Origin of the sequence: Paenibacillus sp. 32O-W (assembly GCF_007679495.1) — a bacterium.
GTDB lineage: Bacteria > Bacillota > Bacilli > Paenibacillales > NBRC-103111 > Paenibacillus_L > Paenibacillus_L residui.
On the sequence record NZ_VEGP01000002.1, the window covers coordinates 139,541 to 155,383 of the forward strand.

The 15,843-nt window shown below is 50.8% G+C and carries 13 protein-coding genes; 3 read left to right on the forward strand and 10 right to left on the reverse strand.

Annotation, left to right across the window (positions count from 1 at the left end; genetic code table 11):
* Nucleotides 1-70: 70 nt before the first annotated feature.
* Complete coding sequence (locus FS806_RS01585) at nucleotides 71-1,204, reverse strand: acyltransferase (RefSeq protein ID WP_144932484.1); 1,134 nt, start codon at nucleotides 1,202-1,204, stop codon at nucleotides 71-73.
* 227 nt (nucleotides 1,205-1,431) lie between these two features.
* Between FS806_RS01585 and FS806_RS01590 the strand changes: the two genes are divergently transcribed.
* Nucleotides 1,432-2,532: a M24 family metallopeptidase gene (locus FS806_RS01590; RefSeq protein ID WP_144932486.1), complete on the forward strand. Its 1,101-nt coding sequence runs from the start codon at nucleotides 1,432-1,434 to the stop codon at nucleotides 2,530-2,532.
* Nucleotides 2,533-2,777: 245 nt separating this feature from the next.
* On the opposite strand, the gene FS806_RS01595 is transcribed toward FS806_RS01590, so the two are convergent.
* Nucleotides 2,778-3,974 (reverse strand): GNAT family N-acetyltransferase, encoded by a 1,197-nt coding sequence (locus tag FS806_RS01595; RefSeq protein ID WP_144932488.1) that lies wholly within the window; start codon nucleotides 3,972-3,974, stop codon nucleotides 2,778-2,780.
* 803 nt (nucleotides 3,975-4,777) lie between these two features.
* Between FS806_RS01595 and FS806_RS01600 the strand changes: the two genes are divergently transcribed.
* Complete coding sequence (locus FS806_RS01600; protein WP_144932489.1) at nucleotides 4,778-5,569, forward strand: C40 family peptidase; 792 nt, start codon at nucleotides 4,778-4,780, stop codon at nucleotides 5,567-5,569.
* Between the two features lie 117 nt (nucleotides 5,570-5,686).
* Here FS806_RS01600 and FS806_RS01605 read toward each other — a convergent pair whose 3' ends face one another.
* From FS806_RS01605 to FS806_RS01620, 4 genes are read right to left on the reverse strand one after another with little or no spacing between them, the layout of a single operon-like run.
* Nucleotides 5,687-6,265 (reverse strand): histidine phosphatase family protein, encoded by a 579-nt coding sequence (locus tag FS806_RS01605; RefSeq protein ID WP_144932490.1) that lies wholly within the window; start codon nucleotides 6,263-6,265, stop codon nucleotides 5,687-5,689.
* Nucleotides 6,266-6,308: 43 nt separating this feature from the next.
* Nucleotides 6,309-6,674: a fluoride efflux transporter CrcB gene (gene crcB, locus FS806_RS01610; protein ID WP_144932492.1), complete on the reverse strand. Its 366-nt coding sequence runs from the start codon at nucleotides 6,672-6,674 to the stop codon at nucleotides 6,309-6,311.
* Nucleotides 6,675-6,676: 2 nt separating this feature from the next.
* A complete protein-coding gene (gene crcB, locus FS806_RS01615; RefSeq protein ID WP_144932493.1) occupies nucleotides 6,677-7,108 on the reverse strand; it encodes a fluoride efflux transporter CrcB in 432 nt (143 codons plus the stop codon).
* The gene (locus tag FS806_RS01620) at nucleotides 7,072-7,395 is read right to left on the reverse strand and encodes a winged helix-turn-helix transcriptional regulator (RefSeq protein ID WP_144932494.1); all 324 of its coding nucleotides are present in this window, start codon (nucleotides 7,393-7,395) and stop codon (nucleotides 7,072-7,074) included. The genes crcB (FS806_RS01615) and FS806_RS01620 overlap by 37 nt, the downstream gene beginning before the upstream one ends.
* Before the next feature lie 462 nt (nucleotides 7,396-7,857).
* On the opposite strand from FS806_RS01620, the gene FS806_RS01625 reads away from it, so the two are divergent.
* Complete coding sequence (locus FS806_RS01625; RefSeq protein WP_144932495.1) at nucleotides 7,858-9,240, forward strand: glycine--tRNA ligase; 1,383 nt, start codon at nucleotides 7,858-7,860, stop codon at nucleotides 9,238-9,240.
* Between the two features lie 708 nt (nucleotides 9,241-9,948).
* On the opposite strand, the gene recQ is transcribed toward FS806_RS01625, so the two are convergent.
* The 4 genes from recQ to FS806_RS01645 form a co-directional block, all read right to left on the reverse strand.
* Nucleotides 9,949-12,096: a DNA helicase RecQ gene (recQ, locus tag FS806_RS01630; protein ID WP_144932496.1), complete on the reverse strand. Its 2,148-nt coding sequence runs from the start codon at nucleotides 12,094-12,096 to the stop codon at nucleotides 9,949-9,951.
* A 433-nt stretch (nucleotides 12,097-12,529) separates the two neighbouring features.
* Nucleotides 12,530-14,098: a xylulokinase gene (locus FS806_RS01635; protein WP_144932497.1), complete on the reverse strand. Its 1,569-nt coding sequence runs from the start codon at nucleotides 14,096-14,098 to the stop codon at nucleotides 12,530-12,532.
* Nucleotides 14,098-14,904, reverse strand: a complete 807-nt coding sequence (trpA, locus tag FS806_RS01640; protein ID WP_144932499.1) for a tryptophan synthase subunit alpha — start codon at nucleotides 14,902-14,904, stop codon at nucleotides 14,098-14,100. The genes FS806_RS01635 and trpA overlap by 1 nt, the downstream gene beginning before the upstream one ends.
* Nucleotides 14,901-15,839 carry an ABC transporter permease gene (locus FS806_RS01645; RefSeq protein WP_144932501.1) on the reverse strand — a complete coding sequence of 313 codons (939 nt, stop codon included), beginning with the start codon at nucleotides 15,837-15,839 and terminating at the stop codon, nucleotides 14,901-14,903. The genes trpA and FS806_RS01645 overlap by 4 nt, the downstream gene beginning before the upstream one ends.
* Nucleotides 15,840-15,843 lie beyond the last annotated feature (4 nt).

Here is a 15,843-nt window from a genome sequence, read left to right on the forward strand (position 1 = left end):
CGACAGCCTCAGTTTGTCCATTATACTGGAAATAATATCTTGCATGAAGCTTGATGAGAGACGATATCCGTTACCTGCCAAGCAATATCCAGCCTCCGGGAAGTGATTTGATTCCCCTGCTAATTCCCCAGGACAGAGTAAAGATAATGAAAAATCCGCCGATAGTCAACCAATGATACGATAGGCTTCCTGGCGGGGCGGTCCAATAAGCGCGGTAGACCGACAGGAGCACAGGATGAACAAAGTAGATTCCGAAGGAGACTGCGCCAATGGATGTCAGAAACCGGCTGATGCCTTTATAATTCGACAGGTGCCTGCACAGCACCAGCAATCCTGCAGCCGCGGCTACTCCGTATAGATGGAATAAAACCGCCTCCGTTTCCCAGCCGAATTTAATCCCGTAGCGGCTTACGACATGAAGCAGAGTATACGCGCCCCCAACGGCAACTGCAGCCGCAGTCGCCACCCAGGAATACGAATCGAGCCATTGCCGGAAACGGTCGTAATTCAAGCCGATCCAGCCCCCTACTGCAAAGACGAAAGCATAAGTAACGGCAAGGAAAGCGCCATGCTCCAGACCGCCGCCGTAATAACGATAGGCATAAGCTCCGGCCTGCAGCACCAGGCCAATCCATGGCAATGCCTTGCCTAACGAAGGAAAGCGGTGAATCAACGTCATCAGAATCGGAAACACAGCGTAAAACTGAATGATGATAACCATGAAATAAAGATGATAGCTGGAAGTTCCCCACAGCAATTGGTCCAGCAGCAGGTCCGGTGTCAAAGCGCTGAGCGGAACAGTCTTGTAGAACCACGGATTGAAGTAGGAATAGAACAATGACCATAAGAGGTAAGGGATAACAATAAATTGGAGCCTTTTGCGGTAGAAAGAGATGGCTTCCGATAAGCTCCAGTGCTTGCTGTAGCGATAGAACAGCACAATTCCGCTCAGCAGTATAAAGATTGGTACGGCAAAGAGGCTTAACCGGTTCACCAGCAAGTACAATAATTGGGACCGGCTGCCTAGCGCCGCCTCCACAGTTGCTCCGGCTGTTGCGTGAATGATGACGACAGCCCCGATGGCAAAGGCTCTTAGCAGCTCCAGCTCACGGATTCTGCCTGCGGATTTACCGCTCTTTCCGGATGAGGAGGCAGATCCTGTGTCAGCTTCCGTAGGCGCTGCTATGGCTGTAGATTGTTCCATATAATGGCCTCCTATAATGCTGTAGCATTTAATATGAGTGGAATGTTAGTACCATCGTTAGGATCCGGCAGGTTCGGCACGGCACGGTTCGGCACGGCTCGGCCCATTTCGGTTCCGGACATTCTTCCATAAGATCAGTTTCGGGATTGCTTCTATTTTAATAATGAACATGGTATTCTCCCTATAAAAGGATCCACCAATAAATGAATGAAAGCCGGTGAAAGGTTATGAAATCAATTTATCTGGAGCGTTTAAATGTTCTGCAATCCTACATGGACCAGAAGGCGCTGGATGCTATCCTTATTACTCTTCCCAAGCACGTATATTATTTAACCGGATTTGCCTCGGAGCCCCACGAGAGATTCCTGGGACTTATAGTTATTCGGCAGGAAGAACCTTCGCTGCTCGTTCCGGAATTGGATCGCGAAGCGGCGGCGCAGGCTGCCGGCTGGTTAACCATTCATACCCATCTGGATACGGATAATCCCTACCTTCTGCTTAACAAACTGCTGCCCGCTTCCATAAGAAGGATCGGGCTGGAGAAGAAGCATCTAACCGTGCATCAGTACGAAGCTTTAGCCGCGGCCTTGGAAAACCGTACTTATACGGATGTGGATCAGACGCTGCTGGAAATGCGCAAGATCAAGTCGCACGACGAGCTGGAGCGGATCAAGCATTCCATCCGCCTCATTGAGCAAGTGCTGGAGCACGGAGTGAAGCTCGTAAAGCCCGGAATTACGGAGCTCGACTTGGTTGCCGAGCTGGAATACCGGATGAAGGTGCTGGGTGCCGACGGCCCGGCCTTCGACACAATGGTACTGGCTGGCGAGAAATCGGCTCGGCCTCACGGCCAACCCGGTAATAGAGCAATCCGGGAAGGAGAGCTGCTGCTGTTCGATCTTGGAGTTTACGCGAACGGCTACGCCTCCGACATTACAAGAACTTTCGCCGTAGGGGATGTTTCTGACGAACTATCTACTATATATAATGCCGTTCTGGAAGCCAATCGCCGTGCCATTGCAGCGGTTCGTCCGGGGGCTCCTCTATCCGTTCTGGACCGGACGGCCAGACAGTATATTGAAGAGCAAGGCTTCGGACCGCATTTCATGCACCGTCTTGGGCATGGACTCGGACTGGACGTCCATGAATATCCATCCGTTCACGACCGGAATGATGACCCGCTGGAAGAAGGGATGGTGCTAACCATAGAACCGGGGATTTATTGGCCCGGCAAGGGGGGGGTCCGCATAGAAGACGACATAACTGTAACCGCCGACGGCTGCGAAGTGCTGACCGCCTTTCCTAAAGAATTAACCATTATCGGTTAACAAGCATCGGAAATTATAAAATTTCCTGTCCCGGGCTCCCGGGTTATCTGTACTTAATACTGTATCCTGCAGTCTCCCGACTGACAATTAGAAAACCCATTTGTTATCATCTTATACTCCGGTTGGAGCAGCAAAGTTTCTATTCCCCAGGTTGAAGACCCGTTCCTGCTGCGAATGGGGTCTTCTTGCTTTTTGTTGGGGATTTGCAGGGCCCTGTTTAGGAGCTTTTCTTTATTATTCCTGGTTCAATAATAGTCCATCAGATAAGTCGTCCGGTCAGGAAGCCGATCTTCCAGAAGCTTGACGGCCTCTGCGGTACCTTGCAATCTCCCGGCGCGATGCAGCATGGCCGGTTTGCGGTATCCCACCAGCATCGCGGTCAAGGTTTGAATATCGCAGGTTAGCTGAGCTTCCTCCCGGCCGGCATCAGCCTCGTCGGCAGACGGCCCGGACCGCTTAACCTGCGCTGATCCTTCTTCATCGATCTCGATTGAGAATATCCCTTGATTCCAGGACGCATAGCGATCTTCTAATGCAAGGGTAATCCGGGTCCGCTCGCCTGCAGGATTAAACCGGTACTCCTTCACAAAAGCTTCCGCATCGACAATTCTGGCCATAAAGTAAGGAACCTTCTCCTGCTTAAAACGCGGATCATGCAGCAAAAAAGGGAGCTCATCATCCGATGGCGCTCGCAGGCATACTTTGCGGATCATGGAATCATGATTCGCGATGAATTTCCAGAGCGAGGCTCTCGCTTTCTCGTCCAGAAAGACCATCTCATGAATAGTCATGATGCTGTCCGCTACCTTATACATCATATACCCTGCGGGCTGGTCAGCCTCGTTATAATAAACCGCAGCAGTGCCTTTGGCGTTTTTCCATATACGGTTTTCCCACCATTCGTCGGTTCTTTCAAGCATACCGTTGTACGATGCCGCGTAGGACTCATATATGGCCTTGATCAGATTCCGGTCCTCTGTTCTTTCAATTCGCCCTTCTATAGCAAACTGATGGGGCAGATGTCTGGATTCAAGCTCATAATTTTGATACTCCACATAGGTTTCCCAACCGAATTTGCGATAAAATGAAAATTCAAAAGGATGAAGACAACTTAAACTCAAGCCTTGTTCCTTCATAATATGAAACGCGTTGACGAGCAGCTTCCCCACCATACCCTGACGGCGGTATTCCGGCCAAGTGGCCACGGAGGCTACCCCGGCGAATTTCGTCCGCTTGCCGTTAATCCACGTCGCCATCGGATAGATGGTCATCTTCGCTGCAAGCTTGTCCTCGATGAAATACCCCCACTGCTCTCCGGGCTTGGCCGAAGCTATTCTCTCTGCACGTTGTTCCGGGCTCAGTTCATATTGAAAAGCGAATTCCGACAGTTTAATGCTGTCAGGCAATTCCGCTTGAGTCAATGGTCTGATATTTTCCCTCATCTATATATCCCCCTATTCTGCTAAAGCTTCCGAAGTTCGACAGATCTTGATATGCCGACAGTATAAATCTTATCATGGACATTTGTTTTTACAAAGTCTTCCTTGCGCATGAATTGTTCCGTACCACGCCCTAAAGAGACAGCCCTTCCGGCTACCCCAAAACAGAAAGAAAGAAGCCTACAACCAACGGGGTTATAGGCTATTAGAAAATATATATATCATAAAAAGGGGGGTCGATATTTAGTATAGGCGATGAACATTAACAAAGCATGAAATTAAAATTACATTTGTGTTACAAAGATTGGAAAAAAAGAGTAAAACATCAATTTAACCAAAGTTCTTAGCGGAGCGGTTTGAAAATAAATCACCACGTATTCGATAAAAATCTATCTGGATAAATATAGCTTAATAGAACCAAAACTTAAGGATTTTAACCTTTTTGAAACCTTTTTTAACAAAATAATTCTAAAGTCCTATAAAATTGAATATTATGGTAAAAATAAATATTTTTTGGAATATACTGTCGAAAAATTGGAGGAAATTCAGTCTCTTTGTTGTCCAAAAATAGTTCCTTCGGTCTATGGATTTATGAAAGCGGTTAAATGGAAAACTGGTAAAATACCAATTGGTAATATCTACTACTCTTTTGCCATGAAATCCTGTGTTATAGTTTTGGAGCAAGCCCACAATTGGTAATTTAGGAGGAGGATAACTTAAATCATTGCTGATCTGGATAAATTTAGAAGAAAAATAAAATTTGGATATCATTAAAACCAAAATTCATTCGGAGGTACTAGCTGAAAATGAAAAAGAAAGTCGTAACTTGTATAATTGCCGCTTCGATTGGACTTAGTGCTATTCCTTTTCAAGCGATGGCCGCTACCGATGGACAAGGGACTTTAAAAGTCGTAAATAGCGTGAATTTTCGTACCGAACCTAGCGTGAAAAATAACCAGATCCGTTATTTGAAGCCGGGTGAAACTTTAGATATAGTAGGTCAGCCTAACTCCTATTGGTATAAAGTTAAAGATCAAAATGGAAAGATCGGATATGTTTCTTCTTCATCCAAATATGTCAGTGCAGCGAACCAGCCGTCCAACGGCGGAACCTCCTCGGCGAATGCCGTGTCCAAGCCTTCAACTTCAACTTCTTCTTCCGCTAAAGTAGAGAAGGTGATCAGCACCGGAATGAAATACTTAGGAACCCCTTATGAATTTGGTTCCAACCGGAACAGTACGAAGACCTTCGACTGTTCGGATTTCGTTCGCCATGCTTTCAAACAAGCCCTGGGAGTCACCCTGCCTTCCGATTCCAGGAAGCAAGCCGATTATGTCAAGAAAAAAGGGCATACCACCACTAACTGGAGAAACTTGAAACGCGGTGACCTCATGTTCTTCATGGATTACAAAGGTTCCTCCGCTTCGTCTTATAAAGGAATCAACAAATCCAAACAGAGAATCAGCCACGTCGGCATCTACCTCGGAGATGGCAAAATTCTTCATACTTATTCCGTTAAATCCGGCGGGGTACGCGTGGACAGCATCGCTGGGAAACATTGGGAACACCGCTTCGTGTTCGGAGGTTCTGCACTATAATGTTCTTGCAAGCTTGGCCATCGGCCAAGCTTCTTCCTATTATACTATAGATACGGCAAAAGACAGCTTCCATTCGATTGCCAAATGATAGAATATCCGCCGCCTCAAGCAAAGGCTCTACCTCGCCTCCAGATGCCGGGTGCAGTTATAGAGAAGGCAGCTCCAATTCTCCTCGGTATGCTGCAGTACACAGATTGACGTATTGCTTAGCTTGGAGATTTCCCGGTCGCGGATCAGTTCTCCCATTGTCGCCCTTATCCAGGCTCCATGACTGACAACCAGCACCCTGTCCTCAGGATGCTTGACCGTAATTTCTTTCATAAAGCTGAGGCTTCGTCTAAGCACATCCTGTAGGGTTTCCTCACCGTGATCTATCTCCCTCCAGTTGGGGCCCCACCTTTCGATTCTTTCCTCTTCCGTAGTTCCGTCCAAATCTCCATGGGATTTCTCCCGCAATCTGGCATCATAGCCGGTCACCTTCATCCCCATCGCCTCTGCTATGATCTCCGCTGTCCGGCTCGCTCTTGCGAGGTCACTCGTATAGATATAATCCCAATGCTCCTGGGCCAACCGTTCCCCAAGCAGACGCGCCTGACGAATACCTTCCTCGTTCAGAGGAATATCATGCTGTCCCTGTGCCCTTCCTTCCAGATTCCAATCCGTCACTCCGTGCCGGACCAAGCCTATCGTTGTCATATTTTCTCCCCCGCCGTCCACATATTCTAATATGTACTTCCAGTCAGTTCACCAGCAACGCGCCTAAAATGAAGCCTGTCCAGGCCAATCCCAGCCCGGCTCCATAGCTTAATCCCAAGTAGACAAGCAGCGATTTCCGTCGGCCGGCCAATATCAGCTTAACATTCTCTACCTTAAACGTGGAGAACGTAGTGTAGGCTCCCAGAAAACCCGTTCCGAACAGCATTCCCGCCCAAGTACCGGACAAGCCCATCCCGGTAATCACTCCCAATAAAAATGAACCGGATAGATTAACAAAGAGAGTTCCCAAAGGGATGGAAGAAGGGAATCTGCGGGTAACCCAAGAGGACAGCACATATCTGGAGACGGCTCCGCAGAATCCTCCAATAGCTATCCATAACCCCGCCATAATCAACTCTCCTCCCGATCTCTGCGGTTTGAGCGGAGGTTCCCCAACCTGTAACCGGCCCAGGCAGCAGCTAGTCCTCCCCATAGACTGGAGAGAAAATATATCGCAGCCGTCCCCCATTGGCGGTCCGCCAGAAGCTGAATCGACTCTACACTAAAGGTAGAGAAGGTTGTAAACGAGCCAATCAGGCCGGTTCCTGCCGCAGTCATCAACCAGAACGGAAGGAGGCCTCTATTCATCCCCCAGGCAGTCAACCAGCCAAGCATAAAGCAGCCTATCAAATTAACGGCTAATGTCCCCGGATAAGAATGTCCTCCCGCTGCCATTGCTATGCCATACCCTAAATAATATCGGGCCAAGGCGCCGGCCGCACCGGCCACCCCAACAGCGGCACAGGTTAATGTCCATTCGCGTCTGCCCAAGTTTGCGCCCATCTCTGGACCTCATCCATCACCGGTTTCAATTCTTTTCCTTTAACCGTGAGTTCATATTCTATTCTTACCGGCATCTCCGGAAAAACTTTGCGTTCTACAATTCCGGCCGCCTCCAGCTCTTTGAACCGCTCCGACAACATCCGGTCACTCATGGCGGGAATTTGATCGGAAATATCTTTAAACCGCATAGGGCCATCCATCAGCACATGAATGATCAAACCGGTCCACCGTTTGCCGAGCAGCTCGAAAGCCGCTTCGAATTTAGGACACAGTTGTTTTCCCTCCATGCTTATCAACTCCTTCTCTTCTTATTTTATCATAGTGGTGCGCTGGAGTGGCGGGAAACCATAACCGATGAAAAAAAATAAGTACAACCTAACAGGTTCATTCCTATTTCATAATTGCCCATTCCTTCAATGCTTACTTGCATTTCCTGTTTAAAATCAGTATGATGGATTACAATACAATTATTAATAAGATGTGGCTGAGATGGATCTATAGTATCTGAACTCCTTCTGCATAAGCGACCCGGGGGCGGTGAAAGCCCGGGAGAAGCTTCAGAGAAACGGCAATCCGGAGCTGCTTGCTCTAAGAGGGGATACGCCTGGAACGGCGTGTCAACTAGGGTGGAACCGCGGGTGCACAAGCTCTCGTCCCTAGGCATGTTTCATGCCACTGGGAGGAGGGCTTTTTCATTTGCCGTCAAGCCCCCACATCTTTGTAAGCGATGGAAAAAGGAGAGAGCATCAATGACAGTATCGATGGAACAGATTGTAGCATTAGCCAAGCATCGCGGATTTATTTTTCCCGGATCGGAAATCTATGGGGGACTCGCGAATACTTGGGACTACGGCCCATTGGGTGTGGAGCTGAAAAATAACATCAAACGCGCCTGGTGGAAAAAGTTTGTCCAAGAATCCCCCTATAACGTAGGGCTGGACGCCGCCATTCTGATGAATCCCAAAACTTGGGTGGCCTCAGGACATATCGGCAATTTCAACGATCCGATGATTGATTGCAAGCAGTGTAAAGCCCGCCATCGGGCGGATAAGCTGATTGAAGAAGGGCTCGCTCAGCAAGGAACGGAAATCATTGCCGACGGTCTGTCATTTGATGAGATGGCCGAGTTGATCAAGAAGCATAATCTGGCTTGTCCGGATTGCGGCAGCCATGATTTTACAGATATTCGCCAGTTTAACCTCATGTTCAAGACGTTCCAAGGGGTAACGGAATCCAGTGCTAACGAAATCTATATGCGCCCGGAGACGGCCCAAGGTATTTTCGTCAACTTCAAGAACGTTCAGCGCACAATGCGTAAAAAAGTGCCTTTCGGAATTGCCCAAATCGGCAAGAGCTTCCGGAACGAAATTACGCCCGGCAACTTTACTTTCCGCACCAGAGAATTTGAGCAGATGGAGCTGGAGTTCTTCTGCAAGCCGGGAGAAGATTTGCAATGGTTTGAATATTGGAGGGAATTCTGCCGTAAATGGCTGCTCGATCTCGGTATAAGAGAGAACAATATCCGGCTGCGCGACCATTCACCGGAGGAACTGTCCCACTACAGCAATGCAACGACGGACTTCGAGTATCTGTTCCCGTTCGGCTGGGGAGAGCTCTGGGGAATCGCGGATCGTACCGATTACGATCTGAAACAGCATATGGAGCATTCGGGTGAGGATTTCCATTACATCGATACCGAAACGAACGAGCGGTACATTCCTTACTGCATCGAGCCATCGCTCGGAGCGGACCGCGTCACTCTCGCCTTCTTCATCGATGCATACGAGGAGCAGGAATTGGAAGGCGGAGACAGCCGCACCGTTCTGCATCTGCATCCTGCATTAGCGCCTTACAAAGCGGCCATTCTGCCGCTGTCCAAGAAGCTTTCCGAAGGGGCACGGCAGGTATTTGCCGATTTGGCGAAGCATTTCATGGTCGATTATGACGAAGCCGGCTCCATCGGCAAACGCTATCGCCGTCATGATGAAATCGGCACACCGTTCTGCATTACGTACGATTTCGATTCGGAAACGGACGGTCAAGTAACGGTTCGCGACAGGGATACGATGGAGCAAGTGCGCATTCCGGTGGACCAGCTTCGCGCCTATATCGAAGAGAAGCTCGTATTCTAGGCAAGGGCTTGAATTTGCAGCCATTGCGGGGCTATCTCTGCAGAGGAACAAAACGCCCCTTTGATGGGCCTGATTTGGAAACGAATATTCGAAAAGGGCTGGCGATGCCAGCCCTTTTTTTACTACATTAGAGGTATTCAGGTGGGACATTTTGCCAACTTGGCATAAAAAGCTACCCTTAATACCGTTTATTCGTCTCAGCTCCATGGTCTCCCGCAAAGGCGGCCAGAGGGGAGCAGAGAGGAGCACAGAGGAGCACAGAGGAGCAGAGGGGGGCAAAGAGGAGCACAGAGGAGCACAGAGGAGCAGAGGGGGGCAAAGACGAGGTCGCTCCAAAAGTGCATTAAAATCCGCCCCTTTTCCCAAAAAAGAGCGAAAGACGAGCAAATGTGCATGTCTTTTTGATAAAAATGGAGCGATCTCGAAGAAATCGCCCCAAAGACCTGCATTTTCGCTTTAGAATAAGGCATCGCGCAGCTTTTTCCCAAAAAGACCTGCAGTTTTGCGCGTCTTTTCACACCATTCGGCGGGTTAACGCCAAAAGACATAAATGTATCTCCACGGCACGTTACAGCATATTTTGACGTCTAACCTCAGCAGTCAGCTTGCATAACAATGGCCTTCTTAGTCGGCGTTATCTCCTCGCGCGTTATTGACCTCAGCTTCTCCGAGACATTCTTTTCGACCAAAAATGTGTTAGTCGGATGATCAAATAAATTCGTGCTTGACCATTACTGCCTTGATGGCAAAATAATCGACCTCATCGGGAAGAGCCTCTTTGAGCGGCTTTAACCGGTCCGCGCCCAGCTGCTGGATTGCCTCGATGATCATGCCCTCATATTTCTCCGGAATCAGAAGGTCCCAATCGATCTCCATCCCTTCCTTGGCGCAGCGGAGAATATGATCCTGGATGGTTACTACACTCATCCCTCTCTCCCTGGCTATTTCCTCAGCACTTCTTCCTTGAATAAAGCTTTCATAAGTGAGCAGATGACTGCCTTTGCCGCCATTCGCGCTTTTCTTCCCGTTCCTCTCGTTCGTTCCCGCCCGGTAATCGAATTCCGCTTGCATCTCCCCTGAGTCGGAAGCGTCTGCGGATTGCTGCAGCTCCTTCAGGAACAAGGCCCCGTATTTCTGCAGCTTGGCATCCCCCACTCCCTTGATCTGCAGCATCTCCTCCATAGTTCTAGGAAGACGTCTGGCCATATCCTGCAAGGTGCTATCCGAAAATATTATGTAAGGAGGCACTCCTTCCTGATCGGCCAATTGCTTGCGGATCTCCCTCAGCCGCTGGAACAGAGGCCCGGCATCTGCCGCCGCCTTGGGAGCTTTGGGCACTTTATGCAGCACCTTCTCGTTGCCTTTCAGCACTTCCGCCGCTTTGGGAAGCAGCCGAACAACCGGATACTGCCCTTCGCTCATAGCCAGATACCGCTCGGCAATGAGCTTGTGAATCAAATCGGAGATTTCCTTCTCCGTCATTGAATTCATAATGCCGTAGGTCGGAAGCCGATCCAAGCCGAACTGCGTAACCCGCTTATTACGGGACCCTTTCAGCACCTGGGCGACCAGCGTCGCTCCGAACCTCTCCTTCATTCTCCAGACGCACGAGAAAATTTTGCTGGCCTCTACCGTTATATCCACCAGTTCCCCTTCATTCTTGCAGCTGCTGCAGTTATCGCAGGACGGGCTGGCCGCCTCCTCCCCGAAGTAATCGAGAATATAGCTGCGCAAGCACTGCTGGGTGTAGCAGTAATCAATCATGGTCTGCAGCTTTTTGTAATCGTTGGATTTACGCTCCGCATCGGAAACGGACTGCTCAATCAGAAACTTCTGAGTCTGAATATCCTGAGCGCTGAACAGCAGTACGCACTCCCCCGGCTCGCCGTCTCTTCCCGCACGTCCCGCTTCTTGATAGTAGGCCTCCATATTTTTGGGCATGTTGTAATGAATGACATATCTGACATTAGATTTGTCAATCCCCATCCCGAAAGCATTCGTCGCCACCATCACCTTAACTTCATCATACAGGAAGGCCTCCTGGCTCTGTTTTCTTTCCTCGTCGCTCATTCCGGCATGATATTTCCCGGCTGCTACACCTTTGCGCTCAAGCAGCCGGCAAAGCTCATCCACCTCTTTACGGGTAGACGCGTATATAATGCCAGCCTGATCGGGATGATGATGAATATGGTTCAGCACATATTCCGTTTTGTTAACGCCCCTCAGCACGGAAAGGGACAGATTCTCACGATTGAAGCCGGTAACGTGAATCTCGGGCCGGTCCATGCCCAACAGCTTCACGATATCCCGGGTTACCTCTTCCGTAGCGGTAGCCGTAAAAGCAGCCACCACCGGACGATCCGGAATTTGTCTCAAGAAGGGAACAATAGATAAATAGCTCGGCCGAAAATCATGTCCCCATTGGGATAAGCAGTGAGCCTCATCAATGGCGATAAGGGGAACCTCTACCCGATAGGTCAAGGATTGAAAACGGGGGGAATCGAGCCGTTCCGGTGCTACGTAAAGCAGCTTGTATTCGCCGTTGGAGGCCAAGCGCAGTCTTTCCTCCGTCTCCGCCTGGCTTAGAGAGCTGTTGATATATGTTGCGGATACCCCCAGGCTGTGAAGCGCGTCCACCTGATCCTTCATGAGAGAAATCAGCGGGGAAATGACGATCGTCGTTCCGGGCAGCATCAGGGCGGGAATTTGATAGCAAATCGATTTGCCCCCGCCCGTCGGCATAATGCCTACCGTATCCCTTTTATGTAAAATATCCCAAATAATATCTTCCTGTCCTGTGCGGAAATTAGAATATCCATATACTTTCTGCAATAATTGCACTGCTTGCTGAAGCATCGTTACACCTCAATTTTCTATGCGCCCATAAGTACCTTCTAAGAGGCTTGCCGGGCCAAATCCATTCCTGCGGGACCCGTCCCTGAGGAGGACTTTTCGTTCATATTGGAAAATAGCTCAGGGCTAAAATGCCTGATTCTACTATTATATCATTTTCGATAGAGGTCCTGTGGAGAAACGAGAGATTTCTTTCATGAAATGCCACAAAGTGACGTGCAGCCTTCGAAGTGTATTCTGGCCACACTCCAACAAAGTCGGTGTCTAAACCTTCCTCTAAACGTGGTTCAGGGGAGGAACATTCCCTTCAAATGTGCAGCCTTCGAAGCGCATCGCATGTGCCTTGCAGGGGACACCGGAACATTTAGCAAGCAAAAAGCCCGCCCTCCGCTAAACGGAAGACGGGCTAGTCCATATCCGATGATCTCTTAGGCATTCAAGGCACCATTACAGGCTGAAGAGCCGCGTAAAGCTGCTTGTACTTGGAAAATTTGGCCTCGTAATGGTCGTCCAGTTCACGATTGGCCGCATAACCGGCGTGCTCTCCTTTTTGCAGGTAGGCCGCCTTGAATTCCGCAAAATTTGCGGACCAGCCCAGATGCACGAAGCCAAGGGAGGCTACCCCCAGGGCGGGTAGAAATTGGGCATCTGCAGGAACGAGAACCTGGCTGGAGCATATGTCCGCCAGAATTTGCATCCAGGCTTCGCTTTTGCCGCCGCCGCCGATGACATTCATCGCGTCCGGCTTCTGCCCGGATAGCAGTAGATCCCTGACCTGGCGGATCGCGAAGGAGACTCCCTCCAGCGCAGCCGCACCGAGGTCGGCGCGGGTAGTCTCGCCGGTCAAGCCGACATAGCAACCGGTTGCGTCCGGGTCCTGTACCGGGCAGCGCTCCCCTGCCAGATAGGGCAGGAACAGCACCCGGTTGCGCTCGCGGCGGCTGGAGGCCACCAATTGCTCGAATCCGCGGTAATCCTCCGGACCCTCTGCGAAATTCCCGACCGCCCATTGGTGAACACTGCCCGCATTCAGAAGCGGGGCAATGGCGATCAGGTGCGAGCCGGCCGGATGGGCAAGGTGGAAAATACCGCCGGCGCTCTCAATGGGCTGCTCGACGGCGGCCGCTACCCAACCGGTCGTCCCGAGGTAGACGTACATGTCTCCCTCGGCCATCACTCCGGCCCCCAAGGTAGAGGAGCCGGCATCGCCGGCACCGGCCAGCACGCGCGTATCGGTGCTCAGTCCGGTCAGCCGGGAAGCCTCGGGGGTAACCGTGCCGACCAAGCCGACCGAAGGTATGATGGCCGGAAGCTTGCCCGCATCCATCTGCAGGGCTTCCGTCCATTCGGTCACCCACTGCCGGCTCGCCGCATCCATCAGGCCTACGGTCGAGGCCGTCGTCGGGTCCGTCACCGCTTTCCCCGTCAGCTTCAGAATGACGTAATCCTTGGAGCCGAACAGAAAATACCGGCTCTGATCATATTTGTCGGGTTCATGCTCCCGCATCCAGGCCATCTTGGCCAGCGGAAATGTCCCGTCAAAATGGTTTCCCGTACGGCGCTTCATTTCACGCTCCGTAATTTGCGCAAGCAGTGACTCTGCTTGCACCCCCGCCCGGCTGTCGGAATACAGAATGGCCGGACGAAGCGGTGCCCCGTCGGAATCGACGGCGATCAAATCCTGCATCTGCCCGCTAAAGGCTACGCAGCGAATTTGCTTTCCGCCGACGCCTATGGCGTCCCAATCCCGACACATCTGGACGAATGCGGTCCACCAGCTTTCCGGATCCTGCTCCATATACCCGCCTTGATGCATGGTCGTTAACGGAATCGTCCGTTCATGCCTCAAGACGCCGTCCCGTCCGACCAGAACACCCTTAATGGCGGTCGTTCCGATATCGATGGAGGCCACTACCTCCCCGGCGGACGATGTCTCTGCACCGGTCCCCGCGAAGGGGATATCCTTCACAGCCTGTTTTGCAGAAACGCCTGATTCCATTGTCATCAAGCTTCACCTGCCTTGGAGGAAGGTAACGTACTTTGCTTCATTTCAGAAATTAAGCGATACAGCCCGTCTTTTTCATGAAATTCGCATTTGGAAACCAGCGCCGAGCCTACAACCGCTCCGTCATAGCCCGTTTCGATAATTTCCCGTACATTATCGGCGTTCTTCAGCCCGAAGCCGGCCACGGCCATCCCTTGAAACCAGGGAGATATGGAGGACAGCAGCTGATGAGCGTTGTTTATTGTCGAGAAGGGATCCCCTGTTGTCCCCGCATACATCTGAGCGTAAATAATCTTGGCCTGCTTGGCGATAGTTTCCAACTGCTCGGGCTTCATGCCCGGATTAATGAAGCGGATGACATCGACTCCGCTTGGCTCCACCTTCTCCTGAAGTCGGGCCAGCTCTTCATCCGTCGTATCCGGAATGACCAGACCGTCGATCCAGCCTTCCTTTACAAAGATTTCGTACCAATGGTTGGCGATGAAATCCCGATGATACGCCATCGCCCACAGAGGAACGTCCACTCTTTCGCGCAATGCTTTCATATAATCAGGCAGCCATTCCTCCGGAGCCCCGTTAAGGCGCGCCCGATAGTGAGCCCTCTGGATAATTTCCCCGTCATAGACCGGGTTGGCCGAAGGGACACCAATTTCCAGAATGTCCAGACCGGCGGATACCGTCTCCGTCAGCAGCTCCAGAGATTTGTCCGGATTCGGATCCCCTGCCGCGAAATATCCGATTAACAAGCCTTCTTGATTATTCTTAACTTTCTGTAGACACAAATTGTTGCGTTTATTTCCCGTCATTTCGCTTCACGACCCATTCGTTGTAGTATGACGGCAGCAATGACGATCACCCCGGTAAATACATCCTGCATGAACGTCGGCACACCCAGGATGGTCAGACCGTTCGCCACAATTCCGAGAATCGCTGCTCCTACGAATGTTCCCCAAATATTGGGCACTCCTTCCTTGAAGGCAGTCATTCCCAGAAATGCGGCAGCGTAGGCGGTCAAGAACAGCCCGTCCCCTCCGGTTGGGTGCGCGGATCCCAGACGGGAAGCCATAAGCATACCGGTCAGAGCCGCCATGATGGAGCAGAGTGCGAAAGCCGCATTTTTGTTCCATTTCACGTTAACCCCAGCCACTCGGGAAGCCTGTTCATTGCCTCCAAGGGCATAGAGCCTGCGCCCGAATGCGGTTTGATTCATAATGTACCAGAACAGCAAGGTTACGAATATCATCAAGATGGACAGAAGCGGGATGCCGCCCCATTGGGTTTGTCCCACATAGCGGAAGCTGGCCGGGATATTTTCAAAGACGGTTGCCCCTCCCGTCAGCCAGAAGGTGAAGCCGCCGAGAATCGTCCCCATAGCCAACGTTGTAATAAAGGAAAGCACCCGAAATTTGGTTACGATCCAGCCATTGATTACACCTATGACTAAAGCTGCCAGCAATGGCAGGGTAAATACCAGCGCCATCGGATAGCCCGCTATGGCCAGCTTGGCTGCCATGACTCCTCCCAGACTCGCCATTGCCCCAACGGACAAGTCAAACTCTCCGACCGCCATGACCAAAGTCGCTCCGATGGAAATCATTACGAGGAACGATATTTGCCGGCTAATGTTGAGAGCGTTATCCGGTGTGGCGAACGAATCGGGACTAAGAAGACTAAAAACAAGAACAATGAGAAGACCTGCTATCACTGTTCCGTAAGTGCGCATCACTTTAACAAATGTCATCTCA

Bases quoted from the DNA above. Each gene is read 5' to 3' on its own strand.
- FS806_RS01625 (WP_144932495.1), top strand. From the start codon at position 7,858: ATGACAGTATCGATGGAACAGATTGTAGCATTAGCCAAGCATCGCGGA.
- FS806_RS01600 (WP_144932489.1), top strand. From the start codon at position 4,778: ATGAAAAAGAAAGTCGTAACTTGTATAATTGCCGCTTCGATTGGACTT.
- crcB (WP_144932492.1), bottom strand. From the start codon at position 6,674: ATGGCGGGGTTATGGATAGCTATTGGAGGATTCTGCGGAGCCGTCTCC.
- FS806_RS01645 (WP_144932501.1), bottom strand. From the start codon at position 15,839: ATGACATTTGTTAAAGTGATGCGCACTTACGGAACAGTGATAGCAGGT.
- FS806_RS01595 (WP_144932488.1), bottom strand. From the start codon at position 3,974: ATGAGGGAAAATATCAGACCATTGACTCAAGCGGAATTGCCTGACAGC.
- recQ (WP_144932496.1), bottom strand. From the start codon at position 12,096: ATGCTTCAGCAAGCAGTGCAATTATTGCAGAAAGTATATGGATATTCT.
- FS806_RS01585 (WP_144932484.1), bottom strand. From the start codon at position 1,204: ATGGAACAATCTACAGCCATAGCAGCGCCTACGGAAGCTGACACAGGA.
- FS806_RS01605 (WP_144932490.1), bottom strand. From the start codon at position 6,265: ATGACAACGATAGGCTTGGTCCGGCACGGAGTGACGGATTGGAATCTG.
- FS806_RS01620 (WP_144932494.1), bottom strand. From the start codon at position 7,395: ATGGAGGGAAAACAACTGTGTCCTAAATTCGAAGCGGCTTTCGAGCTG.
- trpA (WP_144932499.1), bottom strand. From the start codon at position 14,904: ATGACGGGAAATAAACGCAACAATTTGTGTCTACAGAAAGTTAAGAAT.
- FS806_RS01590 (WP_144932486.1), top strand. From the start codon at position 1,432: ATGAAATCAATTTATCTGGAGCGTTTAAATGTTCTGCAATCCTACATG.
- crcB (WP_144932493.1), bottom strand. From the start codon at position 7,108: ATGGGCGCAAACTTGGGCAGACGCGAATGGACATTAACCTGTGCCGCT.
- FS806_RS01635 (WP_144932497.1), bottom strand. From the start codon at position 14,098: ATGACAATGGAATCAGGCGTTTCTGCAAAACAGGCTGTGAAGGATATC.